General features: G+C 68.4%; 27 protein-coding genes. 7 read left to right on the plus strand and 20 right to left on the minus strand.

The genetic code is table 11. From position 1 onward, the window contains the following. Positions 1-83 precede the first annotated feature (83 nt). From tatA to pafA, 5 genes are all read right to left on the minus strand, one after another. Positions 84-434 carry a Sec-independent protein translocase subunit TatA gene (tatA, locus tag BM199_RS25450; RefSeq protein WP_091676349.1) on the minus strand — a complete coding sequence of 117 codons (351 nt, stop codon included), beginning with the start codon at positions 432-434 and terminating at the stop codon, positions 84-86. After that, on the minus strand, positions 431-688 hold the full coding sequence (locus tag BM199_RS25455) for a bacteriophage holin (protein WP_177242783.1): 258 nt from the start codon (positions 686-688) through the stop codon (positions 431-433). The genes tatA and BM199_RS25455 overlap by 4 nt, the downstream gene beginning before the upstream one ends. Positions 689-706: 18 nt before the next feature. Continuing rightward, complete coding sequence (locus tag BM199_RS25460) at positions 707-1,678, minus strand: helix-turn-helix transcriptional regulator (protein WP_091676351.1); 972 nt, start codon at positions 1,676-1,678, stop codon at positions 707-709. Then, positions 1,675-2,658, minus strand: a complete 984-nt coding sequence (locus BM199_RS25465) for a helix-turn-helix transcriptional regulator (RefSeq protein WP_091676353.1) — start codon at positions 2,656-2,658, stop codon at positions 1,675-1,677. Before BM199_RS25465 ends, BM199_RS25460 begins: the two co-directional genes overlap by 4 nt. Positions 2,659-2,723: 65 nt before the next feature. Then, complete coding sequence (pafA, locus tag BM199_RS25470) at positions 2,724-4,082, minus strand: Pup--protein ligase (RefSeq protein WP_091676355.1); 1,359 nt, start codon at positions 4,080-4,082, stop codon at positions 2,724-2,726. A gap of 135 nt (positions 4,083-4,217) precedes the next feature. Between pafA and BM199_RS25475 the strand changes: the two genes are divergently transcribed. Further along, positions 4,218-5,645, plus strand: coding sequence for a bifunctional phosphatase PAP2/diacylglycerol kinase family protein (locus BM199_RS25475; protein WP_091676450.1), 1,428 nt, complete (start codon positions 4,218-4,220; stop codon positions 5,643-5,645). Between the two features lie 169 nt (positions 5,646-5,814). On the opposite strand, the gene prcA is transcribed toward BM199_RS25475, so the two are convergent. From prcA to dop, 4 genes are all read right to left on the minus strand, one after another. Then, a complete protein-coding gene (gene prcA / locus BM199_RS25480) occupies positions 5,815-6,597 on the minus strand; it encodes a proteasome subunit alpha (protein ID WP_091676358.1) in 783 nt (260 codons plus the stop codon). Positions 6,598-6,676: 79 nt separating this feature from the next. Beyond that, positions 6,677-7,528, minus strand: coding sequence for a proteasome subunit beta (gene prcB, locus BM199_RS25485; protein ID WP_091676361.1), 852 nt, complete (start codon positions 7,526-7,528; stop codon positions 6,677-6,679). A gap of 83 nt (positions 7,529-7,611) precedes the next feature. Further along, positions 7,612-7,806, minus strand: a complete 195-nt coding sequence (locus BM199_RS25490) for a ubiquitin-like protein Pup (RefSeq protein WP_091676363.1) — start codon at positions 7,804-7,806, stop codon at positions 7,612-7,614. Between the two features lie 296 nt (positions 7,807-8,102). After that, the gene (gene dop / locus BM199_RS25500; RefSeq protein WP_091676368.1) at positions 8,103-9,605 is read right to left on the minus strand and encodes a depupylase/deamidase Dop; all 1,503 of its coding nucleotides are present in this window, start codon (positions 9,603-9,605) and stop codon (positions 8,103-8,105) included. 37 nt (positions 9,606-9,642) lie between these two features. Between dop and BM199_RS25505 the strand changes: the two genes are divergently transcribed. Continuing rightward, positions 9,643-10,155 (plus strand): NUDIX hydrolase, encoded by a 513-nt coding sequence (locus tag BM199_RS25505; protein WP_245788675.1) that lies wholly within the window; start codon positions 9,643-9,645, stop codon positions 10,153-10,155. A gap of 22 nt (positions 10,156-10,177) precedes the next feature. On the opposite strand, the gene BM199_RS25510 is transcribed toward BM199_RS25505, so the two are convergent. From BM199_RS25510 to arc, 5 genes are all read right to left on the minus strand, one after another. Further along, positions 10,178-10,879, minus strand: a complete 702-nt coding sequence (locus BM199_RS25510; protein ID WP_091676370.1) for a hypothetical protein — start codon at positions 10,877-10,879, stop codon at positions 10,178-10,180. A 7-nt stretch (positions 10,880-10,886) separates the two neighbouring features. After that, the gene (locus BM199_RS25515) at positions 10,887-11,813 is read right to left on the minus strand and encodes an aldo/keto reductase (protein ID WP_091676372.1); all 927 of its coding nucleotides are present in this window, start codon (positions 11,811-11,813) and stop codon (positions 10,887-10,889) included. A gap of 146 nt (positions 11,814-11,959) precedes the next feature. Beyond that, positions 11,960-12,310 carry a hypothetical protein gene (locus tag BM199_RS25520; RefSeq protein ID WP_091676376.1) on the minus strand — a complete coding sequence of 117 codons (351 nt, stop codon included), beginning with the start codon at positions 12,308-12,310 and terminating at the stop codon, positions 11,960-11,962. 82 nt (positions 12,311-12,392) lie between these two features. Continuing rightward, positions 12,393-13,457, minus strand: a complete 1,065-nt coding sequence (locus tag BM199_RS25525; protein WP_091676456.1) for a glycoside hydrolase family 5 protein — start codon at positions 13,455-13,457, stop codon at positions 12,393-12,395. A gap of 274 nt (positions 13,458-13,731) precedes the next feature. Then, on the minus strand, positions 13,732-15,618 hold the full coding sequence (gene arc / locus BM199_RS25530) for a proteasome ATPase (protein ID WP_091676378.1): 1,887 nt from the start codon (positions 15,616-15,618) through the stop codon (positions 13,732-13,734). A 321-nt stretch (positions 15,619-15,939) separates the two neighbouring features. On the opposite strand from arc, the gene BM199_RS25535 reads away from it, so the two are divergent. After that, positions 15,940-16,725, plus strand: a complete 786-nt coding sequence (locus BM199_RS25535; RefSeq protein WP_091676381.1) for a hypothetical protein — start codon at positions 15,940-15,942, stop codon at positions 16,723-16,725. An 87-nt stretch (positions 16,726-16,812) separates the two neighbouring features. Beyond that, positions 16,813-17,607 (plus strand): nuclear transport factor 2 family protein, encoded by a 795-nt coding sequence (locus BM199_RS34015; protein WP_177242785.1) that lies wholly within the window; start codon positions 16,813-16,815, stop codon positions 17,605-17,607. A gap of 51 nt (positions 17,608-17,658) precedes the next feature. Here BM199_RS34015 and BM199_RS25545 read toward each other — a convergent pair whose 3' ends face one another. Beyond that, positions 17,659-18,483, minus strand: a complete 825-nt coding sequence (locus BM199_RS25545; RefSeq protein ID WP_091676458.1) for a tRNA (adenine-N1)-methyltransferase — start codon at positions 18,481-18,483, stop codon at positions 17,659-17,661. A 93-nt stretch (positions 18,484-18,576) separates the two neighbouring features. Then, entirely contained in the window at positions 18,577-19,689 is a 1,113-nt protein-coding gene (locus BM199_RS25550; protein WP_091676461.1) for a site-2 protease family protein, read from the minus strand. Positions 19,690-19,900: 211 nt separating this feature from the next. On the opposite strand from BM199_RS25550, the gene BM199_RS25555 reads away from it, so the two are divergent. From BM199_RS25555 to BM199_RS25565, 3 genes are all read left to right on the plus strand, one after another. Then, positions 19,901-20,854, plus strand: coding sequence for a RecB family exonuclease (locus BM199_RS25555; RefSeq protein ID WP_091676463.1), 954 nt, complete (start codon positions 19,901-19,903; stop codon positions 20,852-20,854). A gap of 18 nt (positions 20,855-20,872) precedes the next feature. After that, positions 20,873-21,649: a thioesterase family protein gene (locus tag BM199_RS25560; protein WP_091676383.1), complete on the plus strand. Its 777-nt coding sequence runs from the start codon at positions 20,873-20,875 to the stop codon at positions 21,647-21,649. 147 nt (positions 21,650-21,796) lie between these two features. Beyond that, the gene (locus tag BM199_RS25565) at positions 21,797-22,744 is read left to right on the plus strand and encodes a ParA family protein (protein WP_091676386.1); all 948 of its coding nucleotides are present in this window, start codon (positions 21,797-21,799) and stop codon (positions 22,742-22,744) included. A gap of 48 nt (positions 22,745-22,792) precedes the next feature. On the opposite strand, the gene hisG is transcribed toward BM199_RS25565, so the two are convergent. The 4 genes from hisG to BM199_RS25585 form a co-directional block, all read right to left on the minus strand. After that, the gene (hisG, locus tag BM199_RS25570) at positions 22,793-23,638 is read right to left on the minus strand and encodes an ATP phosphoribosyltransferase (RefSeq protein WP_091676389.1); all 846 of its coding nucleotides are present in this window, start codon (positions 23,636-23,638) and stop codon (positions 22,793-22,795) included. 58 nt (positions 23,639-23,696) lie between these two features. Further along, positions 23,697-23,960 (minus strand): phosphoribosyl-ATP diphosphatase, encoded by a 264-nt coding sequence (locus tag BM199_RS25575; protein ID WP_091676391.1) that lies wholly within the window; start codon positions 23,958-23,960, stop codon positions 23,697-23,699. Between the two features lie 75 nt (positions 23,961-24,035). Next, positions 24,036-24,752: an HAD family hydrolase gene (locus BM199_RS25580; RefSeq protein ID WP_281245756.1), complete on the minus strand. Its 717-nt coding sequence runs from the start codon at positions 24,750-24,752 to the stop codon at positions 24,036-24,038. A gap of 23 nt (positions 24,753-24,775) precedes the next feature. Continuing rightward, the coding region (locus BM199_RS25585; RefSeq protein WP_177242786.1) for a vitamin B12 dependent-methionine synthase activation domain-containing protein at positions 24,776-26,533 on the minus strand (1,758 nt) is incomplete at its 5' end.

A 26,533-nucleotide genomic window follows, 5' to 3' on the forward strand; every position in this document is an offset into this window, starting at 1 on the left:
GATCAGTGCTGCACGCCCGGACGGCATGATGCCGTCCGGGCACCTGGCTTGTCTTCAGTCCCCGTCCATCCGGACGGCAGGACTCAGCTGACGTTCTTCTGCGCCTGGTCCGGGGTCGCGGCCGCCTGCTGCTTCTTCAGCTCGTCCAGCTGCCGCTGCAGCTCGGCGACCTGCTTGTCGGTGCCGTCCGCGGCTTCGGTGGAAGCCTGCCCGGACTGGGGCAGCTGCCTGGTCTCCGCCTCCACCGAGTTCGACGCAGTCGACGCGGTGGCCTCACCATCGGCGTCGCCACCCCGCATGTCCTTGGTCTCGGCCTTGAAGATCTTCATGGACTTGCCGATCGACCGCGCGGCGTCCGGCAGTCGCTTGGCGCCGAACAGCAGCACCACGACAAGAACCAGGATGATCAAGTGCCACGGCTGCAATGCGTTCATCGGTGGCCTCCTAACTCGTTCAGACCGATCTTACTGTCTTGTTCGTCACTGTTGTTCCGGTGTGCCCGGCTCGCGATCGCGACCCGCACCCCGGCTGAACGAGCGCGCAACAGCCCCACGTCGTCCTGGGTATTCCTAGACACCATGCTCACGGTGTGGTTGAACCGGCGCAAGGCCTTGGCCACCTGAAAGGCCAGCGCTCCGAGCACGATCAGCCCCATCGCAACCAATGCGATGCTCAGTACGTACAGCACCAGACCACCGTACTTCCCTTAGTTTGCCGTCAGATGACGAGCCCGCGCCAGTGCGTCGGCCGCACGCTGACGAACTGCCGACGCGAGGGAGGCAGGTCGCTCCACCACAGCACCACCGCCGAGCCCCAGAACCAGCCGCACCATCCACGACTCGTCGCCGTACCGCATGCTGATCCGCAGCCGCCCACCGTCGAGCTCGGCGAGCTCGGCACACGGGTAGTACTCGGCCACCCACCGTGCATCGGGCTCGAGCACCAGTTCGGCCTCCTGCTGCTCCGGCCCAGGCGAGAACACACCGCCGGAGAGGTCGGTCGGCCTGGCGTGCGGTGGAGGCGCAGCGGGCTCCTCGAGCACCTCCAGGTCGTCGATCCGGTCCAGCCGGAACAACCGGACCGCGTCCGCCCGCCTGCACCAGGCCTCCAGGTACCCGATCGCCTGCACGATCAGCAGCCGCATCGGATCCACGGTCCGGTCGTTGATCTCGTCCTTCGACGCCGTGTAGTAGCGCATCCGCAACGCCTTGCGCTGCTGCAATGCCTGCCGGATCGTCTCGCGGGTCCTGGCCGTCTCCGCCCGCTCCCGGACGCCGTTGCCGACCACCACACCGGACGGTCGCGACTCGCCGGCCGCTCCCTCGATCTTGGCGATCGCCCGCTGCACCGAGTCGGTGTCCACGACCCCCGGCGTCTCGGCGAGCGCACGCAGCGCCACCAGCAGAGCGGTCGCCTCGCCCCCGGTGAGCCGCAGCGGCCTGCGCATACCCGCGTCGTAGGTGACCGACACGGTGTCCTCGTCGAACGAGAGATCGATCAGGTCACCCGGGTCGTATCCGGGCAGTCCGCACATCCACAGCAGTTCCAGATCACGGCGCAACTGCTTGGAAGTCACCCCGAAATCGCGCGCGGCCTCGTCGATCCGAATCCCCGGCCGCGCCAGCAGGTACGGCACGAGCGCCAACAACCGGGGCATCCGCTCGGTCGATCCGGTCATCGCCGGTCCGCCTGGTGATGCAGGGCGAGTTCGAGCCGGTCCTGTACCGACTTCGCCAGCACGTCGGGCTCCAGCACCAGCACGTCCGGCCCGTGACCCGCGATCCAGTCGGCCGCACTCTCCGGGAAGTACAGGTCCAACTCGGCCACGTCGCCCTGTATGCCCCCCACGGTCATCCGGTCGACCACCGTCGCCCGCCTGCGTACCCCGGCGGCCCGCCCATCGGCGATCCACAGCCGGGCCCGCGCGGCCGGAGCCGGCTCCTGCCCGCCGGTGACGGAAACCAACTCCAGGAGGTTCACATCGGGCGGCCTGCGCACCGCGCCGGGTTTACCCACCGGCATTACGTCACCAAGAATCCGGGACAACCGGAAACACCTGGGCGCGTCACGATCCCGATCGTGCCCCACCACGTACCAGCGAGCGCGCCACGACACCACACCCCACGGCTCGAGCGTCCGGCTTGCGCGCTCCGGGGACCCGCTGCGCCGGTACCCGAACCGCACGGCCTGGCCCTTCTGCACAGCCGCCAGCAACGGCGCGAACGCCGGCTCGGCACGCACCCTCGGCTCGACCACCGTCTGCGCGTTCTGATCCACCTCGACGCCTGCCGCGCGCAACTTCACCAGCGCGCCCCTGGCCTGACCGGTGAGTTCGGGCGAATCCCACAACCGGGCCGCGAGCGCCACCGCGGTCGCCTCGTCCGGAGCGAGGTCGATCTCGCCCAGCTCATAGTCACGCCGGGCGATCCGGTAGCCCTCCACGGGGTCGAAGCCGGAGTTCCGGCCCGTCTCCAACGGGATCCCCAGCTCTCGCAACTCGGTCTTGTCCCGTTCGAACATCCGGGAGAACGCCTCGTCCGACACGGCGTCGGCATATCCGGACACGATCCCGCGAATCCGCTCGGCAGCGAGGAACTGCCGGGTGGACAGCAGGGCAAGCACCAGGTTGACCAGGCGCTCCGCGCGTGCAGTGGACACACGACAACCCTAACCCTCCCGGCCCGCGCCGTTCAGGAGGTCCACGGTAGGACACGCCCGTGCCGCTACAGCGAGCTGATCAGCCGCTCCACCCGCTCGTCCACCGCACGGAACGGGTCCTTGCACAACACCGTTCGCTGTGCCTGGTCATTGAGCTTGAGATGCACCCAGTCGACCGTGAAATCACGGCCCGCCTGCTGAGCGGCGGCAATGAAGTCACCACGCAGCTTCGCCCTGGTCGTCTGCGGCGGAGTGTCCTTCGCCAACTCGATCTCACCGTCATCGGTGACCCGGCGGACCAGGCCCTTGCGCTGCAGGAGATCGAAGATCCCCCGGCCACGCCGGATGTCGTGATAGGCCAGATCCAGCTGCGCCACCCTGGGACTCGACAGGTCCAGATCATGCTTGTTCCGGTAGCGCTCCACCAGGCGGTGCTTGATCGCCCAGTCGATCTCGGTGTCGATCTTGCTGAAGTCTTGCTGCTCCACCGCGTCCAGCGCACGCCCCCACAGCTCGATGACCCGCTCGGCCACGGGGCCGGAGTCGTTCGCCTGCACATGCTGCACCGCACGGGCGTAGTACTCCCGCTGGATGTCCAGCGCCGACGCCTCCCGGCCACCCGCGAGGCGCACCTGCCTGCGACCGGTCAGGTCGTGGCTGATCTCGCGGATCGCCCTGATCGGGTTGTCCAGCGTGAAGTCCCGGAACTGCACGCCCTGCTCGATCATCTCCAGCACCAGATTCGCCGCACCGACCTTGAGCAGCGTGGTGGGCTCGGCCATGTTCGAGTCACCGACGATCACGTGCAGTCTGCGGTACCGCTCCGCGTCGGCATGCGGCTCGTCCCGGGTGTTGATGATCGGCCGCGACCTGGTGGTGGCGCTCGAAACGCCCTCCCAGATGTGTTCCGCACGCTGGGAAAGGCAGTACACCGCCCCCCTCGGCGTCTGCAGCACCTTGCCCGCGCCACAGATCAGCTGCCGGGTCACCAGGAACGGCAACAGCACGTCGGCGATCCTGGAGAACTCACCCGCCCTCGTGACCAGGTAGTTCTCGTGGCAACCGTAGGAATTGCCCGCCGAGTCGGTGTTGTTCTTGAACAGGAAGATGTCCCCGCCGATGCCCTCGTCCGCCAGTCTGCGCTCCGCGTCGACCAGCAGGTCCTCGAGAATCCGCTCCCCTGCCTTGTCATGCGTGACCAGCTGCGTCAGGTCGTCACACTCCGCGGTCGCATACTCCGGGTGCGAGCCCACGTCCAGATAAAGCCGGGAACCGTTGGACAGGAAGACGTTCGACGAGCGCCCCCAGGACACCACCCGCCGAAACAGATACCTGGCCACCTCGTCAGGTGAGAGCCTGCGCTGCCCGTGAAACGTGCAGGTGACCCCGAACTCGGTTTCGATCCCAAAGATCCGCCGCTGCATCCCTCAAGGGTAGGCGCTTCACCCGCCGTACCGGTGGGCCGTTCGGGCGGCGACACGCCGTCGGCTACGTTGCAGTTCGTGTTGTCGCACATCAAGCGCCCCTTGCGGACCGTCGGACGAACCGACAGGTCCCTCATGCGGCGCAGTGCCGCAATCCGGCCCAGCCCCGCCGATCACGCACTCCAAGTACTGTCCAGGTCCGCCGACAAGGGCAGGCTGTGGTGGGCCGTCACCCTCCTCCTGGCCAGCAGGAGAGGCAGCACCCGCCGGGCCGCCCTGCGTGGCGCGGCCGCCGTCGGCGGCGCCTCCACACTGGCCAACCTCGTCGGAAAACCCCTGTTCCCCCGCCGCCGCCCCGCGGCCGACGAGGTGTCCGAGCACCGGCAGCTGGTCAAGCGCCCGACATCTTCGTCCTTCCCATCAGGGCACTCCGCATCGGCAGCCGCCTACCTCACCGCGGTCGCCATGGAGTCGCCGAGAACCGCACTCGCGCTCGCTCCCGTCGCCGGCGCGGTCGCCTACTCCCGCATCCACACCGGAACCCACTGGCCCAGCGATGTCGCCGCGGGCGCCGCCCTCGGCGTCGCTGTCGGTCTCGCCACCCGGCACTGGTGGCCCCTCCCCGCCCAACACCCGGCGGAGACGGCCCACCGGGCCGAGGCGCCGGTGATGCGCGACGGCGAGGACATGCTCGCGCTGGTCAACCCCGGCTCAGGAGACCACGCGCACGACCCGATCCAGGACGCCGTCTACGCCTGGCCCAAGGCGACCATCGTCTACCCCCAGCCCGGCCTCGACATCCGCACCCAACTCGCCACGCACATCCGGGAAGCAGCAGGCCAGATCCGCGCACTCGCCGTGGCCGGAGGTGACGGCACCGTCGCCGCGGTCGCGTCGGTCGCCGCCGACCACGGCCTCCCTCTGGCCCTCATCCCCGCGGGCACCCTCAACCACTTCGCCCGCGACGTCGGCGTCCGATCCATGGCCGATGCGGACACCGCCACCGAAAAGGGCGCCGCCGTTGGCATCGACCTCGGCGAGATCGAAATCAACGGCACCGGCGGAACCGCCCGCCGCTGGTTCGTCAACACCGCAGGACTCGGCGGCTACCCCGAAATGGTCCGGCTCAGGGAACACATCCAGCAACATCACCCGAAATGGCCCTCAGCCGCGATCGCGATGGTGCGCACCCTGCGCCGGGCCAAACCACTCGAAGTCGTGCTCAACGGCAAACCGACCTCGATCTGGCTGCTCTTCGTCGGCAACGGCACCTACGCCCCGAAGGGACTGGTCCCCTCAGCCCGGCCCGCACTCGACACCGGCTTGCTCGACGTCCGTTACCTGCGTGCCGACCTGCCGTACTCCAGGGCGCGCTTCATCCTCGCCGCCCTCACCAACACCCTCAACGCCAGCCACGTCTACCGCCAGGCCGACCTACCCGACCTGCACATACGCCTCCTCAACGGCAACCGCAGGGTCGCCACGGACGGCGAGGTGGGCCCGCTGGGCAACGAATTCCGCTTCCGCTCACGCCCCAGCGCCCTGACGATCTACCGCCTCTGACCACCCCTCCACCTTCGGCGCGCCTGCAAGTACCACCAAGCAAGATCGAAAACGGCGTCAACCGCCGCCAACCCGAGGCGACTCGGCAGCGGAAAAGTGCGCTGTGGATCTTGCTTGGGCGTACTTGCAGACACTCCAACCTGGCCGGGTACGGCAGAGTCGGGAGTGATCAGGACTCGGGGGGAGCGTCCTTGTCGGTGTCCGGCTTGGCGTCGGCGGCCGGGGTGCCGGCTTCGGCCGGTGACGCCGCATCCGTCGAGGGCAGGAGCGCATCCAAAGCCGCACCGGTGATCCGGCGGAACTTGCGCCCCGGCCGCTCACGATCCAGCACCGCCACCTCGAGCTTGCCCGGCTCGCCCTCAGTGCCGTTGCTGGTGGCCGCGGTACTCGCCCGCAACGCGACAATCGCGACACCGAGCGCCGAGGCCAGATCCATGTCCTCCTCGAACGTCTCCTTCATCTTCGTGGTGATGGTGTCCGCCTGACCACCCATCACCACGAACCGCGGCTCGTCCCCGATCGAACCGTCATAGGTCAGCCGGTACAGCTGGTCGTCCGCCGTCGTCGCCCCCACCTCGGCCACACAGATCTCCACCTCGAACGGCTTGAGCTGCTCGGTGAAGATCGTGCCCAACGTCTGGGCGTACACGTTCGCCAACTGCCGCGCCGACACATCACGCCGGTCATAGGCGTAGCCCTGCAGGTCCACGTGTCGAATTCCACCGCGGCGCAGACTCTCGAACTCGCTGTAGCGGCCGACCGCGGCGAAACCGATCCGGTCGTAGATCTCCGAGACCTTGTGCAACGTCGTCGACGGGTTCTCCGCAACGAACAGCACACCGCCGCGATACTTCAGCGCGACGACGCTCCGTCCCCGCGCGATGCCCTTGCGCGCGAGTTCCGAACGCTCGCGCATCAACTGCTCGGGTGAGGCGTACAGCGGCATCGTCACAGCGTTGGCTCCGCTCTGCTGGTCAGGACTCCGGCCTTGCCGGAATCACGGGACTGGTAAGTGTGGATGGGCCGCGCAGTCAGTGCCGGGCCCGCTCGGTGCGCTCCTGGACCACTGCCTCGGCGACGGCCGAGGTCTGCTCCTCGGGCACCGCGACGGCGCCGTGCTCAGCCGTGATCGTCACGACGTTCGGATAGATCCGGCGCACCAGATCAGGGCCGCCGGTCGCGGTGTCGTCGTCCGCGGCGTCGTACAACGCCTCGATCGCGGCCCGCACCGCCGCATCGGCATCGGCATCCGGATCGTGCAGCTTCTTCAGCGACGACTTCGCGAACAGCGAACCCGAGCCGATCGCGTGATAGCCCGCGTTCTCCTCGTACCGGCCGCCGGTCACATCGAAGGAGATGATCCGGCCCGCACGCTTGGGATCGCTTGCCTCGACGTCATAACCGACGAACAACGGGAGCACCGCGAGCCCCGCCATCGCCGCGTCGAGATTGCCCTTCACCATGTTGGCCAGCTTGTTGGTCTTACCGTCGAGGGACAGCGAGACACCCTCGATCTTCTCGTAGTGCGCCAGCTCCACGATGTAGAGGCGCACCAGCTCGATCGCGATGCCCGCGGTACCCGCGATCCCCACCGACGAGTACTCGTCGGTGACGAAGATCTTCTCCAGGTCACGCGAGGCGATCAGATTCCCGGACGTGGCCCGCCGGTCACCGGCGATCAGCACACCGCCGCTGAAGGTGGACGCCACGATCGTCGTACCGTGCGGAACGTCCGGCCCGGCACCGGCGGCACCCGGCATCGACCGGGAGCTGGGAAGCAGATCCGGCGCCTGCACCCGAAGGAAGTCCGTGAAAGACGACGTCGTCGACGCCAGGTACGCCGAGGGCAGCGCGGAGCCGGAGTGACCGGAAATGTTGTCCATACGTGCTCGTAGTTCCCATCAACGAAGTTCGGCAGGGACGGGCCCGGGCCACCACGCGAGCGGTCCGGTACAGATCTGACTAACTACTGGCCGCCCTTTTGCACGTACGCGCGAACGAAGTCCTCAGCGTTCTCCTCGAGGACATCGTCGATCTCGTCGAGGATCGTGTCCACGTCCTCGCCGAGCTTCTCGCGCCGTTCCTGGCCAGCTGGACCGCCGGCTTCGACTTCGTCGTCCGAGTCTCCGCCGCCGTGCTTCTCGACCTTTTCCTGCGCCATCTCGCCTCCCGATGTGGCCGTTGCTGCAAGCCTACCCAGTGCCACCGACAATCACTGCAGCCGATCGGATTGCATCTTCGCGTCGTCCCGATCAAGGAAACCACAAGGCGCGCGCCTGCCGGAGGCACGGGCGGGCGGCGGCGGGCCCTGGTCGCGGATCAGCCGCCACTGGTACCCACGGGCCCGTCGACGTTCGTCCGTCCGCGCGCGGGCAAGACACTGCCGATCGGATTGCATCTTCGCGTCGTCCCGATCAAGGAAACCCGACGCAAAGGCCAGTCCGGCCTGGTCAGCAGCTAGTCGGACCCGGTCAACGCCTCCACGAGTTCCTCTGCGGTCGCCGAGTCGTCCAGCAGCTTTCCCACGTGCGCCTTCGTGCCACGCAGCGGCTCCAGTGTGGGAATCCGCACCAACGACTCCCGTCCGACATCGAAGATCACCGAATCCCAGGAGGCCGCGGCGATCGAGGTCGCGTACTTTTCCAGCGTCCTGCCGCGGAAGTACGCCCGGGTGTCCGACGGCGGCGTGGTCACAGCCGCACGCACCTCCTCCTCGGTGACCAGGCGTTTCATCGAGCCCCGCGTCACCAGCCGGTTGTACAGCCCCTTGTCCAGCCGCACGTCCGAGTACTGCAGGTCCACCAGGTGCAACCGCGGCGCCGCCCAGCCGAGCTGGTCCCGGCCCCGGTACCCCTCGAGCAACCGCAGCTTCGCGGGCCAGTCCAGGCGGTCGGCACACTCCGCCGGATCCCGCGCGAGCGCGTCCAGCACCTCACCCCACACCCGCAGCACGTCCTTGGCGACCGTGTCACCGCCGTGCTTGTCCAGGTGGGCCGCCGCCATCTCGTGATAGGCGAACTGCAGGTCCAGCCCGGTGAACTTCCGGCCGTTGGCGAGTTCGACCTTCACCTTCAAGGTGGGATCGTGGCTGATCTGGTGCACGGCCCGCACCGGCTCGTCCAGCTTGAGATCGTCGAACCGCACCCCGGCCTCGATCATGTCGAGCACCAGCGCCGTCGTCCCGACCTTCAGGTACGTCGAGTACTCGGCGAGATTGGCGTCCCCGATGATGACGTGCAGCCTGCGGTACTTGTCCGCATCAGCGTGCGGCTCGTCCCTGGTGTTGATGATCCCGCGCTTGAGCGTCGTCTCCAGCCCGACCTCGACCTCGATGTAGTCCGAGCGCTGGGACAACTGGAACCCCGCGGTCTCACCCTGCGGACCGATACCGACCCGGCCCGACCCCGTCATCACCTGGCGCGACGCGAAGAACGGCGTCAACCCGCCGATCACCGCGGTGAACGGCGTCGACCTGGCCATCAGGTAGTTCTCGTGGGTGCCGTAGCTCGCACCCTTACCGTCCACGTTGTTCTTGTACAGCTGCAGTGGCGGCTGCCCCGGCACGGTGGCGGCCTTGATCGCCGCCTCCTCCATCACCCGTTCCCCGGCCTTGTCCCAGATCACCGCGTCCCGCGCGTTGGTCACCTCGGGAGCGGAATACTCGGGATGGGCGTGGTCCACGTAGAGCCGCGCGCCGTTGGTGAGGATGACGTTGGCCGCGCCCAGATCCTCGACATCCGGGTCCGGCCCCTGGTTGCCGGGGCCCGCCAGATCGAAGCCACGCGCGTCCCGCAGGGGCGACTCCACCTCGTAGTCCCAGCGCGCCCTGCGCGCCCGCGGTATGTCCGCCGCCGCCGCGTAGGCCAGCACCACCTGAGTGGAGGTCAGTACCGGGTTCGCAGTCGCGTCTCCCGGCACCGCGATGCCGTACTCGACCTCGGTTCCCATGATCCGCCGCATATGTCCACCCTACGGCCCGCCATGCGATGATGCTGCGGTGCTACCCGGTGACGAACTCGTTGCGGTTTACGACGCCGATGGCACCGTTGTCGGCCAGGCCAACCGCGCGAAGGTCCGCGCGGACGGCCTCTGGCACGCGGCGGGCGTGGTGCTTGTGCGCTCGGGCGACGGCAACCAGGTCTACGTGCACCTGCGGTCACCGGACAAGGACGTCTACCCCGGCGCCTACGACTGCTGGGCAGGCGGCGTCGTCGCCGCGGGCGAGACCCCGGCGGAGTGCGCCCGGCGGGAACTCGCCGAGGAACTCGGCATCAGTGGTGTGCCGCCCGCGCCGCTGTTCACCCACGTCTTCGATGTTCCTCCCATCCGCTGTCACAACTTCGCTTTCGAGGTTCGCTGGGACGGGCCGATCGTGCACCAGCCAGAGGAGATCGTCGATGGCCGCTGGATGCCGGTTAACGAACTCATGGCGTGGGCGGCCGACCCGGAAGGGCCGCTGGTCCCGGACGGCCGGGTGGGGCTGCTCGAGTGGTTTCGCCGCTTCGGCTGAGTGGTCGTGCGTGCTGTGACCGTCAGCGCTGCGTCGATTCGCGGGCCAGTGCCGTGCCGACGACAGGGGCCAGCCGAACAGCGGCCTCCGCCGCCCGATCCGGACTGCTTGCCGCTACCTGCACCGCCGAGACCAGTTCGTCCCTGCTCAGTACAACCGTGCAAGTTGCCGCGGCGCACCAGGCCTGGTGCGCGGTCGTGCCTTCCGGCGCGGTGAGCGGGAGCGGCTCGGCATCGGCGCATCGGAGTTCCTCGACCACAGCGGCGGTGCTCTCGCCGAAGCCGAGTACGTGCTGCGTCAGCTCGGACCCGGTCGGATACCGCCACCCGGCCGAAGTCGACCGCCCTGCCTGGAGCTCGGCCAGACAGCCCTCCATTGCGGACGGTGTGTCAGCCGGGCTGACTCCCTCCGCGGCGACGTCCGCGTCGGTCAACACCACCGAGGTCAGGGCTTCGATCGGCGGTGGCGGAGGTGTCGTCGTGACCGGTGGGGCCACAGGCCGCGGCGAGCTGTTCGCCGTGCGCGCACTGGTTTCGGCGTTCTGGGTCGGATCCTCGTAGTAGGTGTCCAGGTCGTTCGGCCGGTCGGCGCAGCCGGACAATCCAGCCAGCGCGATCGCCGTGACCGCGAACAGCCGCCCATGACGCACCGTCTCGACCTCCGGCAGGCTCGGGGATTCGGGCCCACCACGCGGATCGGCGGGCAGGGACCGACAGTAGTGCACGGTCCGGTCAGCTCCATTTCAGGTCGGAGCGCCGCTCCCAGTAACGCTCTGGGGCTTCCAGCAGGTGCGCCGGCACCTCCACGTCATCGAGTTCGAGTGCGGCGAGGTTGTCCGCGAGTTGACCGGTTCCGGACGGACCGATCAGCACAACATCCGCCCAGGTTTGTGCGAGCGCGGCGCCGATCGCGATCGCCGCTGGAGACACCTCGTGTTCGGCGCAGGCTGCCGACACGGAGGCCGGCGGGTCGACCGCGAGCCGCCCGTTGGCCAGTGTCTCCTTGAGCTGCACAAGAACGCCGTCTCCGTGCGCGTCGATCAGCGCCTTCTCCGCCGAGCGTTCCAACAGGTTCCACGTGGACTGAACCGCGGTGAACACCCGGATGCCGTCGACCTCGAGCGCCAGTGCTCTGGGAATCACCTCTGCCTGTGCGGGTCCGGACGTCGAGATGCCCACACGTACCCCGGAGTCCGCGAGCCCGGCGAGTTCCGCCAGCAGCGCCCGATCCGTCCAGATCGGACTTTCCGGAGTGACGGAATGCACCTGGTACAACGACACCGCGTCGCCGAGGAGCTCCCGGGTTTGCCGCCACTGTGTACGAAACCGCGTCAGTGAGTGCTCTTTGGACTCGTGCACCTCCGCATCGAGCCGCCAGTTTCCGACGTACTCGTAGCCCCACTTGCTGGACACGATGACGTCGCGATGACCACGATCAGCCAGCCAGCCGCCGAGGAACTCCTCCGCCAGTCCGTAGGAGCGGGCGACGTCGATGCGTCGTACCCCGCGTTCGTAGGCGGCGTCCAGCACCTGGCGAGTAGTCGTGCGCAGGCTCGCGACCGACCGGTCCTTCGGCAGGTCCCGCCCGAGATTGATATAGGCCGGACGCCCCAGTGCGGCCAGACCGATCGCGACACGGCTCAGATCAGCAGACCTCATGGCTTCATGCTCGCACGCCACCGCCCGTGCCTGTCTTTGCGTTTGTCGAGTCATCTGGCTGGAGACGCGGTACGGACCGGCGCGAACCGTACCGCCAAAGCGGCAGCGTATAGGACGTTATACACACGAAGTTGGAGACGACGCGGTCAGCCCCGATCGTCCGACTCCCGGCGGCGCAGCAACTCGAGGAACTGGTCGGAGTTGAGCACCTGCCTGTGCAGCTTCTCCAGCCGGGCCGCAGGCGCCCGGACGTAACCCTTTCCGAAGACCGGAGCGATCTGCCGCAGGCTCGCACCCGCTTCCCGCGCGGCGAGCAACGTCCAGTCCGACGCGTTCGCGCAGGCCGTGGACGCGCGGCGCAGTTCGCCGAGCAGGACGATGAGATCCTCCGGCGACACCTCTCCCCTGCGGACGGACTCCGCGGTGTCTTCGAGCCAGTTCAGCACCGCCCTGCCGGTGACGGGCGCGTGCGGCACGGGGTATTCCGGATTGTCCATGGCAGCAGCGTATAGGTTGTTATACGCCTATCCGGGGCGCGACACTCCGTGGGCGGGACGCTGGCCCCGCCCACGGCGCGCCTCACCGCCTGTCCGAGAACAGCGCCGCCGATCCACGGAGCTGATCACGGATCCACACCCCTGCCTCCTTCAGCGGAGCCGTTCCGGTCCACGGTCCCGCTCCGCACGTGCCGTCCTTGAACACCGCCCCCGAACGCCAGTCGTCGGAGAAGTTCCAGTTCACCCAGCTGATCTTCCTTGACCTCAACAGGTCCAGGTACCGCCGCGCCTGCCCGAAGTCGTTGGCCCCCTCCCCCGCGTAGTTCTGCGTGCCGAACTCGGTCACGAAGATCGGCAACCGCGCCGCGGCTCTGGCGAGGGTGTTCAGATAGGCCTCGCGGTGCGAAGCCGCGTAGAAGTGGAAGGTGTACATGATGTTGCGTGCGTTGACCGGGTTCGCGACGATCTCCCGCTCGTCCGCACCTTCCGACACACCAAGGGAGGACCACCCTCGGGTGCCGACGAGGATCACCGAATCGGGGTCCTGTGCCCTGATCACCGGGATGACCTCCTCGGCGTAGCGCCGGATCCGGTCCCAGCTCACACCGCTTGGCTCGTTCGCGATCTCGTACAACACGTTGCCCTTGTCCCGATGCCTGTCCGCGATCTCCCTGAAGAAGGTCTTCGCTCGCTGCAGGTTGTGGTGGGGGTCGCCCGGATTGAGCATGTGCCAGTCGACGATCGCATACAGCCCTCGCCGGGTGGCCTCCTCGATGTAGCGATCGACCATCGCCGTGAACCGGGCGGGATCCGTTTCGTAGCCGCCTTCCTGCACATACATGGAGATCCGCAGGACGTCGGCGCGCCAGTCGTCGGCGAGCGCGTCCAGCGATCCACTGTTGACGCACTGGGCGTACCACTGCAGGCCGTGTGTGCTCATCCCGCGCAGCTGGATCGGCCTGCCGCTGCTGTTGCACAACGTCAGCCCGCAGACCGACACCTTGCCGTTGATCTGGACCGGAGTCGCCGCCGTTGCGCTCATCGGATCAGGCGGGGACGAACTCGAAATCGCCTGGGCGAACGTGGCCGGCAACAGTGCTGTCGCGGTGAGTACCGCCAACGCCCGCAGGCGTGCATGCCACCTCATCAGCTTCTCCTTCACGGAGGTCATGGCCGCATCCGATAAGGAAACGGCCGTGCGCTGGCGGCGGCTGGCCGTCGAGATGAAACGTCCTTTGTGGTGAGGGTCCACCACGTTTCTCCTCGACCTGCCGAACATAGCCATCATGCCGATTTCCGGTCAATCGGCCGGACGAGGCACGGCCACGACGGCGGGCAGGCGGCAACGGAGCACATCGCACCGTCCACGAACACCGATGGCCCCGGCCGATCCGTGGATCGGCCGGGGCCATCGGGTGGACTCAGAGGTACTGGCCGGTGTTGCTCGCTGTGTCGATCGCACGGCCGGAGTCCTGGTTCTTGCCGGTGACGAGGGTGCGGATGTACACGATTCGCTCCCCCTTCTTGCCGGAGATCCGGGCCCAGTCGTCCGGGTTGGTCGTGTTCGGCAGGTCCTCGTTCTCGGCGAACTCGTCGACGATGGCGTCGAGGAGGTGCTGTACCCGCAACCCGGGCTGCTTGGTCTCCAAGACGGACTTGATCGCCGACTTCTTGGCCCTGTCCACGATGTTCTGAATCATCGCGCCGGAGTTGAAGTCGCGGAAGTAGAGCACTTCCTTGTCCCCGTTGGCGTAGGTCACCTCGAGGAACCGGTTGTCGTCACTCTCCTCGTACATGCGCTCGACCGTGTGCTGGATCATCGCGTCGAACGTGGCCTTGGTGTCGCCACCGAACTCGGCCAGGTCGTCGGCATGCACGGGCAGACCGTCCTGCAGGTACTTCGAGAAGATGTCCTTCGCGCCCTCGGCGTCCGGACGCTCGATCTTGATCTTCACGTCCAGCCTGCCGGGGCGCAGGATCGCCGGGTCGATCATGTCCTCCCGGTTGGAGGCACCGATCACGATGACGTTCTCGAGGCCCTCGACACCGTCGATCTCCGACAGCAACTGGGGAACGATGGTCGTCTCCACATCCGAGGAGACACCGCTTCCTCTGGTGCGGAAAATCGAGTCCATCTCGTCGAAGAACACGATGACCGGTGTGCCCTCCGACGCCTTCTCCCGCGCCCGCTGGAAGATGAGCCGGATATGGCGCTCGGTCTCGCCAACGAACTTGTTCAGCAGCTCGGGACCCTTGATGTTGAGGAAGTAGGACTTCGCCTCCGACGGGTCCTGCGCCGCGCCTGTGGCACCGCGGAACTCGGCGACCTTCTTCGCCAGCGAGTTGGCCACCGCCTTGGCGATGAGCGTCTTCCCGCACCCGGGAGGGCCGTACAGCAGCACGCCCTTGGGCGGGCGCAACTGGTACTCCTGGTAGAGATCAGCATGCAGGAAGGGCAACTCCACCGCATCACGAATCTGCTCGATCTGCCGGGATAGACCACCGATGTCCTCGTACCGGACGTCCGGCACCTCCTCCAGCACGAGATCCTCGACCTCGGCCTTCGGCACCCGTTCGTAGGCGTACCCCGCCTTCGAGTCCACCAACAGCGAGTCGCCGGGCTTGAGCACGGCCTCCGCGAGCGGATCGGCGAGCCACACCACCCGCTCCTCGTCGGCGTGCCCGACGACCAGCGCGCGCGAACTGCCTCCCTCGACGTCGGGAAGCAGGATCTCGCGCAACGCGCACACCTCGCCGGTGCGCTCGAAGTCGCCGCCCTCCACCACCGTCAGCGCCTCGTTCAGGCGCAGCGCCTGACCGCGGCGCAGCGAATCCACCTCGACCGCGGGCGAAACGGACACCCGCATCTTGCGGCCCGAGGTGAAGACGTCCACCGTGTTGTCCTCATAGGCTGCGACGAAGACGCCGTACCCGCTCGGCGGCTGCGCCAGCCGGTCGACCTCCTCACGCAGGGCCAGCAGTTGGCCGCGGGCCTCACGTAAGGTCTCGATGAGTTTGTTGTTCCGCTCCGTGAGCTGGCTCACACGCTCCGTCGCCTCGGCAAGGCGCTGTTCGAGCACCCGGTTCTGCCGTGGCGAGTCGGTGAGTTTGCGCCGGAGCAGAGTGACTTCTTCCTGAAGGAACCGAACCTGCCGCGCCTGCTCGGACTCTGACATCTGTCCGGACTCCGCCGCTCCTGCCGCTGACTGTTCAGCCAGGTGGCCAGCCGAGTCCGAGTTCCCTGCCGTTCCTGCCGGATCGTTCGGGTCGGCCTCCTCGTGCCGACCTCCGGGAAGGTCATGTTGCATTTCGGCACCTCCTCGGAATGCATTTCTTCCCACGGTACCGGCGATCACCGACAAGAAAAGCCCTTTCCGCATCACAAGATCGGCGCGTCGCAATGGGAAGCACGTGGCTCACGGCAGCACAAGCGGCCAACCGGAGTGCGCGTGGACGGCTCGCCGACTACGGTGTGTCCCCATCACCCATCGTGTTCGAATCTGCCACACGAGCGACGGGGGTTCCCGGTGGTCTCCCGGTCCACCTGGGGGCCTTGCGCGGCGATAGCATCATTCCCCTCAGCCGCCTGATGGCCGGGATTCCGCAGGAAGTTCAGTGAGGGGCAGTTCATGACGTATCCGCCGCAGCCGCCGGGCCACCCCGGCCCCTACGGCCAGCAAGGACCGCACGGTCAGGAACCGGGCGGCTACCCGCAGGGAGGGCCAGGGCCGGTTCCGCAGCCAGGTGGCGCGCCCGACCCCACCCAGCAGTTTTCGGCTGGTGGCACGCAGCAGTTCGGGCAGCCGGGACAGGGCCCGCAGCCCGGTTTCGACCAGTACGGCCAGCAACAGGGATACCCGGGCGGCCCCGGTGGTGAACCACCGAAGAAGAAGACCGGCCTGATCGTGGGGCTGGTTGTCGCGGCGGTAGTGCTCATCGGCGGGGTGGTGACCCTGATCCTGCTGCTCACCGGCGGCGACGACGAGGATCCCCAGGCGGGCGGGCTGCCATCCACCACACCGGGTTCGGCCAGCTCCGCACCCGCGCTGCCCAGCAGCGAGACGTCGACCGACGAGACCGGTGCCGCCGAGCCGTCCGACGAGTCCGGGGACTCCGGTGCTTCCGGTGGTTCCGCCGAGGACGTCGCGGCCGTCAAGGAGGTCGCGGAGAAGGCCGTCGAGGCCATTCTCACGCGAAACACCGACCTGGCCAGGGAGGTGTCCTGTGACCCCAGTTCGGTTTCGGGCAACGAGTTCGATGACGTACCCGCCAACGCCACGCTGGAGATCGTCGGTGAGCCGGTGATCGACGGCGACACCGCGGAGGTTCCCGTTCGCGCGGGCGAGAACGGCCAGGAGCGGGACGTTCCGCTCCCGGTCAAGCGCGACGACGACCGCTGGTGTGTCGCGGGCTGATCTGCCACTGATCCCCCGCCGGTCGGGGCCGGTTCTCCGGCCCCGACCACCCGGCCCGGTATCCGGCTCGACAACAGAAGGCGCCCGATGACATACCCCCCTCAACAACCAGGCCAGTACGGCCAGCCCGATCCCTACGGCCAGCAGGGGCCGTACGGCCAGCAGCCAGGCGGCTATGCGCAGGGACCGCCCCAGCAGCAACCGCAGGGCCAGTACCCCGGCCAGCCCCCGCAGTACGGCCAGCCGGACCCGTACGGGACCGCGCAGTACCCGGGTCAGCCACCCGCACCGGGCTACGGCCAGTACGGCCATCCGGGATACCCGGGGGGTCCTGGAGGTCCCGGTGGTGAACCGCCGAAGAAGAAGACCGGCCTGATCATCGGACTGGTTGTCGCGGCCGCGGTACTCATCGGCGGCGGCATCACCGCTTTCCTGCTACTGACCGGCGACGACGAGGATGGGGACGCGGCGGCACCGCCGGCCACGTCTTCCGCGCCGGGTGCACCAACGTCCGGCCTGCCCACAGCTGACGGGGAACCGGGCGGCGAGTCGTCCCGGTCGGCGCCCCCGGGGGACAGTGACACCGCCGCCGCGGTCGCACTCGCCGACGAGTACGCCGCCGCACTCAGCAGCGGCCAGAGTGCCCGACTCGCGCCCATCGCCTGTGAGCAGCCGTCCGCGGAGGAGGCGAAGAAGTTCGACGCCGCGGCCGCGTCGGGGAAGCCGGAGTTCACGGTCGTCGAGCCCCCCACCGTGCAGGGCGACACGGCCACCGGGACCATGCGCGGCAAGCAGGGCAACAGCCAGGACGACTTCACGTTCGCGCTGCTCAAGCGCGACGGTGAGTGGTGCGCCAGTTACAGCTGGGCCAGCGTCGGCTAGTGTCGATCGACCACTGCTCCGGCCGGGCGTGTACCCGGCCGGAGCAGTGGCTCAGCCCTTGCTCGGCCGCCTGCGCGGCCGCGGTGGGACGACGCCGTCGGCCAGCCTGCGTGTGGTGAGCAGAAACGCCGTGTGCGCGACCATGCGGTGATCGGGACGCACGGCGAGCCCCACGACGTGCCACGGGCGCATCAGCGTCTCCCAGGACTGCGGCTCCGTCCAGCACTGCTGCTCACGCAGCGCTTCGGTGATGCTGGAGAGTTGGGTGACGGTGGCGACGTACACGACGAGGACCCCGCCCGGCACCAGGTTCGCCCGCACGGTCGGCAGCATCTCCCACGGGGAGAGCATGTCCAGGACGACCCGGTCCACCTCGCCCTCGTGCCCGGCCAGGTCGCCGATCCGGAAGTCCCAGTTCGACGGGTGCTCGCCGAAGAACTTCTCCACGTTCCGGACGGCGTGCTCGGCGTGGTCCTCCCGCACCTCGTAGGAGGTGACACTGCCCTCCGGCCCCACCGCGCGCAGCAGCGAGCAACTCAGCGCACCCGAGCCGGCTCCGGCCTCCAGCACCCGCGCGCCGGGGAAGATGTCACCCCACATCACGATCTGCGCGGCGTCCTTCGGATAGATCACCTGCGCGCCGCGCGGCATGGACAGCACATAGTCCGGCAGCAGTGGCCGCAGCGCGAGGTAGCTGGTGCCGCCGCCGGAGGTGATGACCGACCCCTCGGGCTTCCCGATGATGTCGTCGTGCGGGAGCGCGCCGCGGTGTGTGTGGTATTCCCCGCCCTCGGCGAGTACCAGCGTGTAATGCCGCCCCTTGGGATCGGTCAACTGGACTCGGTCACCGGGACGGAACGGACCCCCTGCGGACACTGCACCTCCATGATCGCGCGAAACAGCCAGCGCCAGATCGTCGCAGATCAGCCAGGTCTGCCCCACCTCGGGCCGCCCGAGGTGGGGCCGGGGTCACCAGGAACGACCGCGCGGCGACATCGCGGCGCGCAGGTCCTCCCGCCGGAGCACGCCCGCCGGCCTGCCCTCGTCGTCGACCACGAGGAACTGCCACGCCGCGGTCTCGCGCACGCGCTCGGCGATGTCCTCCCCCGGTTCCGAGACCAGCAGCACGGTCTCCGCCCTGATCGGTTCGGCCGCCAGTTCGGCGGGCGAATGGGGCGACGACATCGCCAGTTGCTGTGCCGACGCCTCGTCCAGCAACCCGGCAGCCACCCCGTCGGCCCGCACGAGCACGACCCCTCGGCCCGCCGAGGCCGCCAGCGCATCGGAAACCGGACTCTCGGCAGGCAGTTGCAGCACCGGCCGCACCAGATCGGTCACGGCAAGGCCGTCCGGCCAGCTCCTGCGATTCTCCGCCGCCAGCTCGGCGCTGGCCCCCGCCGCGACGAACCACGCCGTCACGACGCAGACGCCAAGGCGCAGCCAGCGGTCGGGACTCCCCTCCGCGAGTCCCCACAGCGCCCAGACCAGCAGGCCCACCGCGACAATGCCCCCGCCGACCACGGCGGCCTTCGTGCCCTTGACCCTGGCACCGGTGAGCGCCCACACTCCTGCCCGCAGCATCCGCCCGCCGTCGAGCGGGAGGCCGGGCAGCAGGTTGAACACGCCCACGGCGAGGTTGGCCACCGCGCACTGCGCGACGAGGAGCCAGGCCGCTCCCCCGGAGGGCACCGCCAGCAGAAGGAGCGCGCAGAGCGCCGCGAGCAGGATGGACACCAGCGGCCCTGCCGCGGCGACCAGCCCCTCATGCGCGGGCTTGCGCGGGGTGCGGGACACCTCGGAGAGCCCGCCGAGCAGGAACAGCCGGACTCTGCGGACCGGAATGCCGAGTCGGAGGGCCACCACGCAGTGGCCGAGTTCGTGCGCCAGTACTGACAGCCCGAGCAGCACCGCGAACGCGGCGGCCAGTACCCAGGCGGTCGCTGTTCCGGCGCCGGGGAGCAACCGTCCCACGAGGGGGGTGTACAGCACCACGACGACCAGGGAGCCGATCCACCACGACGGCGCGAGCAGTACCGGAACCCCGTCGACACGGAACAGCAGCAACCCACCGTCGGGCACCAGACGCCGCCCGGACGCACCACGCCCGGGCGCGCCCTGCGCCTGCCCGCCGGTCGCCTCCACCCGGACAGCGTAGAACCCCGGGTGTCAGATGAGGGTGACACCGCGCCGAAAACGGACAGGACGACCCGCACCCTGCCTCGGCCGCGTTGTCGGAGGTGACCGTTACGCTGCGCACATGTCACAGAGCACGCCCACGGCGCAGAGCGGGTTCATGGCAACCACCGGATCGGGCGAGGAGGCGGCCGAGCCGTCGGCCCCGCCCGACACTCCGAACACGGAGGCGTCCTGTGTGGCGGGCCAACAGGTGGGCAGGCAGGGCTCCAGACGCCCGGCGTTGTCGCCGTCGCGTGCGGCGGACTTCAAACAATGCCCGCTGCTGTACCGCTTTCGCGCCGTCGACCGGCTGCCCGAGACCCCGACGAAAGCCCAGTTGCGAGGCACGCTCGTGCACTCGGTCCTGGAGAGGTTGTTCGCCCTGCCGCAGTCCGACCGGAACCCGGAACGGGCCAAGGATCTCCTCGCTCCTGCCTGGACGGAGCTCGCCGAAGATCGTCCGGAATGGACGGAGCTGTTCCCGGAGGGGGACGGCAAGACGGAGCAGGTCACGGCGTGGCTGGAGTCCGCGGCCGAACTGGTGGACACCTACTTCGGCCTGGAGGACCCGCGCAGGATCGACCCCGAGGCCTGCGAGCTGCATGTGGAGACGGAACTGGGCTCCGGCGTGCTCCTGCGCGGCTACATCGACCGGCTTGACGTCGCGCCGACCGGCGAGATCCGCGTCGTCGACTACAAGACCGGCACGGCGCCGAGAGAGATCGGCGAAGCCAAGGCGATGTTCCAGATGAAGTTCTACGCGGTGGTGCTCTGGCGGCTGCGCGGGACCGTCCCCCGCCAACTGAAGCTGATGTACCTCACCGACGGCCAGTCCCTCGCCTACACGCCGGACGAACCCGAACTCCGCCGCTTCGAGCGGACACTGGAGGCGATCTGGCAGGCGATCCTCAAGGCGGGCCGAACGGGCGACTTCCGGCCCAGTCCGAGCAAGCTCTGCGGCTGGTGCGACCACAAGGCACGCTGCCCCTCGTTCGGGGGAACACCGCCGGAGTATCCGGGCTGGCCGGAACCGGACTCCGGCGAGGAATCCCCACTCGACCGCGCCGACTGACAGATCGAGGAGCACGACGTGGCCGATGCCTTCTACGTACCGCTCGGTGCGGGCCGTTTCCTGCCGACGGAACACACCTCGGGCCCGTGGACACCGGACGCCCAGCACTTCGGACCGCCCTCGGCGCTGCTCGTCCGGGCGCTGGAGGAGGTGCCGGCGCAGCGCGAGATGATGCTCAGCCGGGTCACCGTGGAGATCCTCGGGCCCGCGCCGCTCCGCGAGCTGACGCTGACCGCCCGGCTGGAACGCCCCGGCAAGGCCGTCGAGTACCTGTCGGCCGAGCTCGCGACCGACGAGCGAGTCGTGGCCCGCGCGTCGGCGTGGCGGCTCGCCGCCTCGGACACCTCCGACGTGAGCGCGGGACTCGCCGAAGCGCCGCCCGCCCCGGGCACCTGTCCCCCGGCGGACTGGCCGTCGAGCTGGCTCGGCGGCTACCTGCAGGCGGTGGAGTGGCGCGTGATCTCCGGTGAGGTCGCGGGGCCCGGTGCCGCTGCGGTGTGGGCGCGGCAGCGAGTCGCGCTCGTCGACGGTGAGAAGCCCAGCAGGCTGCAGCGGCTGTTCGCGATCGCCGACTCCGGCAGCGGTGTCTCCGGCAGGCTCGATCCTGCCGAGTGGTGGTTCATCAACTCCGAGCTCACGGTCCATCTGCAGCGCCCGCCCTCCGGTGAGTGGATCGGTCTGGACGCCACCACCACGATCGGCCCGAACGGCGTCGGCACCGCGACGAGCAGGCTGCACGACGAGGGCGGACAGGTCGCGATCGGCGCACAGGCGCTGCTGGTCCGGCCGCGTTGAGCGGGCACAGCGAACGGTGGATCGCGGATCCGAGTTCACCGACCGGGCCTCAACGGCGACTTCCGGACACACGGGGTGAGGAGAGAGCGGAGCCGGGCGTTATCCACTAACCTGCCGTGAACGACGAACAGCATGGAGTCGCCTGGCATGCAGATCACCTCGGTGGTCAATCAGAAGGGCGGGGTCGGCAAGACCTCGCTCAGCGTCGGTCTAGCGGCCGCGCTCGCCGAACGTGGGCGCAGGGCACTGCTCATCGACCTCGACCCGCAGGGCCACGCCACGACCGAACTTCTCGGTCTGCCGGAGGCCCCGATGGGTGCCCCGAACCTGGCCAGGGCCCTGACCAAGACGTGGAAGGGGCCGGTCGAGGAGCTGATCGTCTCCCACCCGCGTAGCAACATCGGCCGGGGTGGAGCGTTCGACGTCATTCCCACCTCGCCAGGCATGTTCGATCTGATCCGCAGACTGGACCAGTTCCGCGTTCCCGGCTGGCAACTCGCCAGGGTGATCCAGTTCGCCAACTACGAGCACGTGATCATCGACTGCCCACCCGCGCTGGACGTGCTCACCAACAACGCCCTCGCCGCAACACACGGCATCCTCGTTCCGGTCCAGCCGGACCGCACCAGCATCAGGGCGCTGCGGTTACTGAAGGACCAGATCTCCTATGTGGAGCAGACGATCAGCAGACCACCTGTCGTCTATTTAGGACTGGTACCCAGCCTCTACCGGCGGCCGATGTCGGGGTACGCGACGGTCGCGCTCCGGGAGTTGCACGAGTTCGACATCCCCGTGTTTCCACATCTTCCGCTGGGTGTGGTGATGAACGAGGCTGCGATGCGTGGCATGCCGGTGACCACGTTCGCGCCGGAGACCGTGCAGGCGGCGGCGTTCCGGCAGATCGCGCACCTCGTGGATTCGCGGGCGGCCGAGGCCGCCCAGCACCCGGTGCAGCACATCGCACCGGCCGAGCAGGACGATTTCGTCTTCGAGGACTTCATCGCCGACGTCTCACAGGCCCGTAACGCCAACGACAACGGCTCACGGCGCAAGCTCTATGACCTGATGCCCAAGCGCCCACGCCCACCGCGCTGAACCACCAAGGCGGCTCAGTACGCGGCGCGCCGATCCGGAGGACGAGACTCAGAGGCGGCAGGAGCGGATGTCGGAGGCGAGTACCGCCTTCGCGCCTGCCTCGGCGAGTTCATCCATGATCTTGTTCACCTTCTTGCGTGAGACCATCGCGCGCACCGCCACCCAGTCGGCATCGGCGAGCGGCGCGACGGTGGGCGATTCGAGCCCCGGCGTGATCGCGATGGCCTTGTCGAGCAGCTCGCGGGGGCAGTCGTAGTCCAGCATCATGTACTGCTGCGCGAAGACGACTCCCTGCAGGCGGGCCGCGAGCTGAGCCTTCGCCCGTGACTCGGGGCTGTCCGCCCGGTGCACCAGCACCGCCTCCGAGGTGCAGATCGGCTCACCGAACGCCACCAGGTCGTGCTGGCGCAGCGTCCGCCCGGAGCCGACCACGTCCGCGATCGCGTCGGCGACGCCGAGCTGCACGGAGATCTCCACCGCGCCGTCGAGGCGGATAACGTCGGCCTCGATCCCCTGCGCCGCCAGATTGTCACGAACGAGGCGCGGGTAGGAGGTGGCGAGGCGCTTGCCCTGCAGGTCGGCGGTCGTCCAGTCGCGACCCGCCGGGGCGGCGTAGCGGAACGTCGAGCCGCCGAAGCCCAGCTTCAACGTCTCGGCCACCGGCGCACCGGAGTCCAGGGCGAGATCCCGGCCGGTGATTCCGAGGTCCAGCTCGCCGGACCCGACGTAGATGGGAATGTCCTTGGGACGCAGGAAAAAGAACTCCACCTCGTTCACCGGGTCAAGGACCGTGAGGTCGCGCTGCTCGTGTCGCTGCCGGTAGCCGGCCTCACCGAGCATCTCCGAAGCGGGCCCGGCCAGCGCACCCTTGTTCGGTACAGCGACTCGCAGCATCACGTTCCTCCTCGCCGGGCTTCGCCCGCGATCGACTCCCTCTGGCGCAACCGGCGCGTCAGAGGTACCGGTAGACATCCTCGGTCGAGACTCCCCGGCCCAGCATCAGCACCTGCACGCGATAGAGCAGCTGGGAGATCTCCTCCGCCAGCCGGTCGTCGGACTCGTGCTCGGCGGCGATCCACACCTCGCCCGCCTCTTCGAGCACCTTCTTGCCCTGGGCGTGCACACCGGCGTCGAGCGCGGCAACCGTGCCCGATCCCTCCGGCCTGGCGCGGGCGCGCTCGGTCAGCTCGGCGAACAGCTCGTCGAAGGTCTTCACGGGCGCCGATCCTTCCATCCTCCCCCGTCGTCCACGTGGCCGGGCTACGGCGATGCGCCACAGGTCACGTCCGGCTCACTCCATCGACTGAACACCACGCGGATCGGCGAGGCCGGCGAGCACGGAGGCGTCCACGCCGACGAGCGAATGCCGGAACACCCGCCGCTCGCCGGCGTCCACCGCGACGTCGTTGGGCACCACGAGCACGGTGCACCCCGCCGCCTCCGCCGACATCGCGCCGGGGGGCGAGTCCTCCACCGCCACGCACTGTGTGGCCTCGACGCCGAGGAGTTCGGCGGCCAGCAGGTACGGGCGGGGATGGGGCTTGTTCTGTCCGCCGACCTCGTCACCGCAGACCGTGACGTCGAAGTACTCCCGACCGATGGTGTTCAGCGCCAGCTCGGTCAGGCCACGCTCGGTGGAGGTCACCAGCGCCGATGGCACCCCGGCGACCTGGATCGCGGCCAGGGCCTCCCGAGCCCCCGGCCGCCACGGAAGTTCGTCGGTGAACAGTGTGGCCGTTCGGCCGCGAATCCACTCCCCCACCTCGGCAATCGCCGCCGGCAGCGGTTCCCGCTGCGCCATCCGCAGCAGGAAGCGGGCGGTGCTGTCCATGTTGGACCCCACCAGACTCGCGCGGTCAGCCTCGGTGAGCCCACCGCCGAGCCAGTCAGCCGCCTCGTACAGCGCTACGTCCCACAGCTTTTCCGAGTCAACGAGCGTGCCGTCCATATCCCACAGCACGGCGGCGGGAAACCCACCGCTTCCGTCCCCGATGGACGGTACAGCCACCTTGTTCTCCCCACTGTGAAAATTCAGGTGTTGAAGTACTTCGCTTCCGGATGGTGGGCCACGATGGCGTCGGTGGACTGCTCGGGGTGGAGCTGGAACTCCTCCGACAGCTTCACCCCGATGCGTTCGGGCCGCAGAAGCTCGGCGATCTTCGCCCGGTCCTCGAGATTCGGGCAGGCGCCGTAGCCGAGCGAGAACCGCGCTCCCCGGTAACCGAGCTTGAAGAACTCCTCGATCTCCGAGGGATCCTCGTCGGCCATCGACGCACCGGAGCTGAACCGCAGTTCCTGGCGGACCCGCCGGTGCCAGTACTCGGCCAGCGCCTCGGTCAGCTGTACCCCGACCCCGTGCACCTCCAGGTAGTCCCGGTAGGCGTCGTTCGCGAACAACTCGTTGGCGTAGTCCGCGATGGGCTGTCCCATTGTGACCAGGGTCAGCGGCAGGACGTCCACCTCACCGGAGGCACGAGCCAGCTCCCTCGGCCGGTAGAAATCGGCGAGGCAGAGATGCCGGTCCCGTTGCTGGCGCGGGAAACCGAACCGCGTGAGTTCGACGGCGTCCGGATCGGGCTCGCTGAGCACGACCACGTCGGCTCCGTCGGAGACGCAGGGAAAGTATCCGTAGACGACCGCGGAGTGGGCCAGAATCCCGTCGGTGGCCAGCCTGTCGAGCCAGTACCGCAGCCGCGGCCTGCCCTCGGTCTCCACCAGCTCCTCGTAGGTGGGCCCGGACCCGCCCTTGGCCCCACGCAGTCCCCACTGCCCCATGAAGGTGGCCCGCTCGTCGAGCATCGCCGAGTACTCGGCCAGCGGAATACCCTTGACCACCCGCGAGCCCCAGAACGGTGGCGTCGGAACGGGAACGTCGGTGGCCACATCGGACCTGGCTGGGACCGGTTGTGGCTCCCCTTCTACCTGCTTGGCCTTGCGGGCCTCGGCGATCCGCAGTGAACGTTCCCTGCGGGCCTTGCGCTCGGCGCGCTTCGCCTCGGCCTCGGCGTCGATCAGCGGCGACTCTCCCCGCTTGGCCGCCATGATCGCGTCCATCAACCGTAGTCCCTCGAAGGCATCCCGCGCGTACCGGACCTGTCCGAAGTAGACGTCCGTCAGGTCGTTCTCCACATAGGATCGGGTCAGAGCGGCGCCACCGAGCAGGACGGGCCATTGGGTCGCGACACCCCGGGAGTTCATCTCCTCGAGGTTCTCCTTCATGATCACCGTCGACTTCACCAGCAGGCCGGACATGCCGATCGCGTCAGCCTCGTTCTCCTCCGCCGCGCCGAGAATCGCGGTGATCGGTTGTTTGATGCCGATGTTGACGACGTCGTAGCCGTTGTTGGACAGGATGATGTCCACCAGGTTCTTACCGATGTCATGCACATCGCCCTTGACGGTGGCGAGCACGATCTTGCCCTTGCCACCGGAGTCGTCCTTGTCCATATGCGGTTCCAGGTGCGCGACCGCGGTCTTCATCACCTCGGCGGACTGCAGCACGAACGGCAACTGCATCTGCCCCGACCCGAACAGCTCACCGACCGTCTTCATCCCCGACAGCAGCGTGTCGTTGATGATCTGCAACGGCGGCCGCTCGGTCATCGCCGCGTCCAGATCGGCCTCAAGACCGTTGCGCTCACCGTCGACGATCCGCCGTTCCAGCCGCTCGAACAGCGGCAGCCGCGCCAGCTCCTCCGCCCGCGACTCCCGGCTCGACGCCGCCGTCTTGCCCTCGAACAAGCTCATCAGCTTCTGCAACGGGTCATAACCCTCCCGCCGCCGGTCGTA

Origin of the sequence: Amycolatopsis marina, from assembly GCF_900111885.1 — a bacterium.
GTDB classification, from domain to species: domain Bacteria; phylum Actinomycetota; class Actinomycetes; order Mycobacteriales; family Pseudonocardiaceae; genus Amycolatopsis; species Amycolatopsis marina.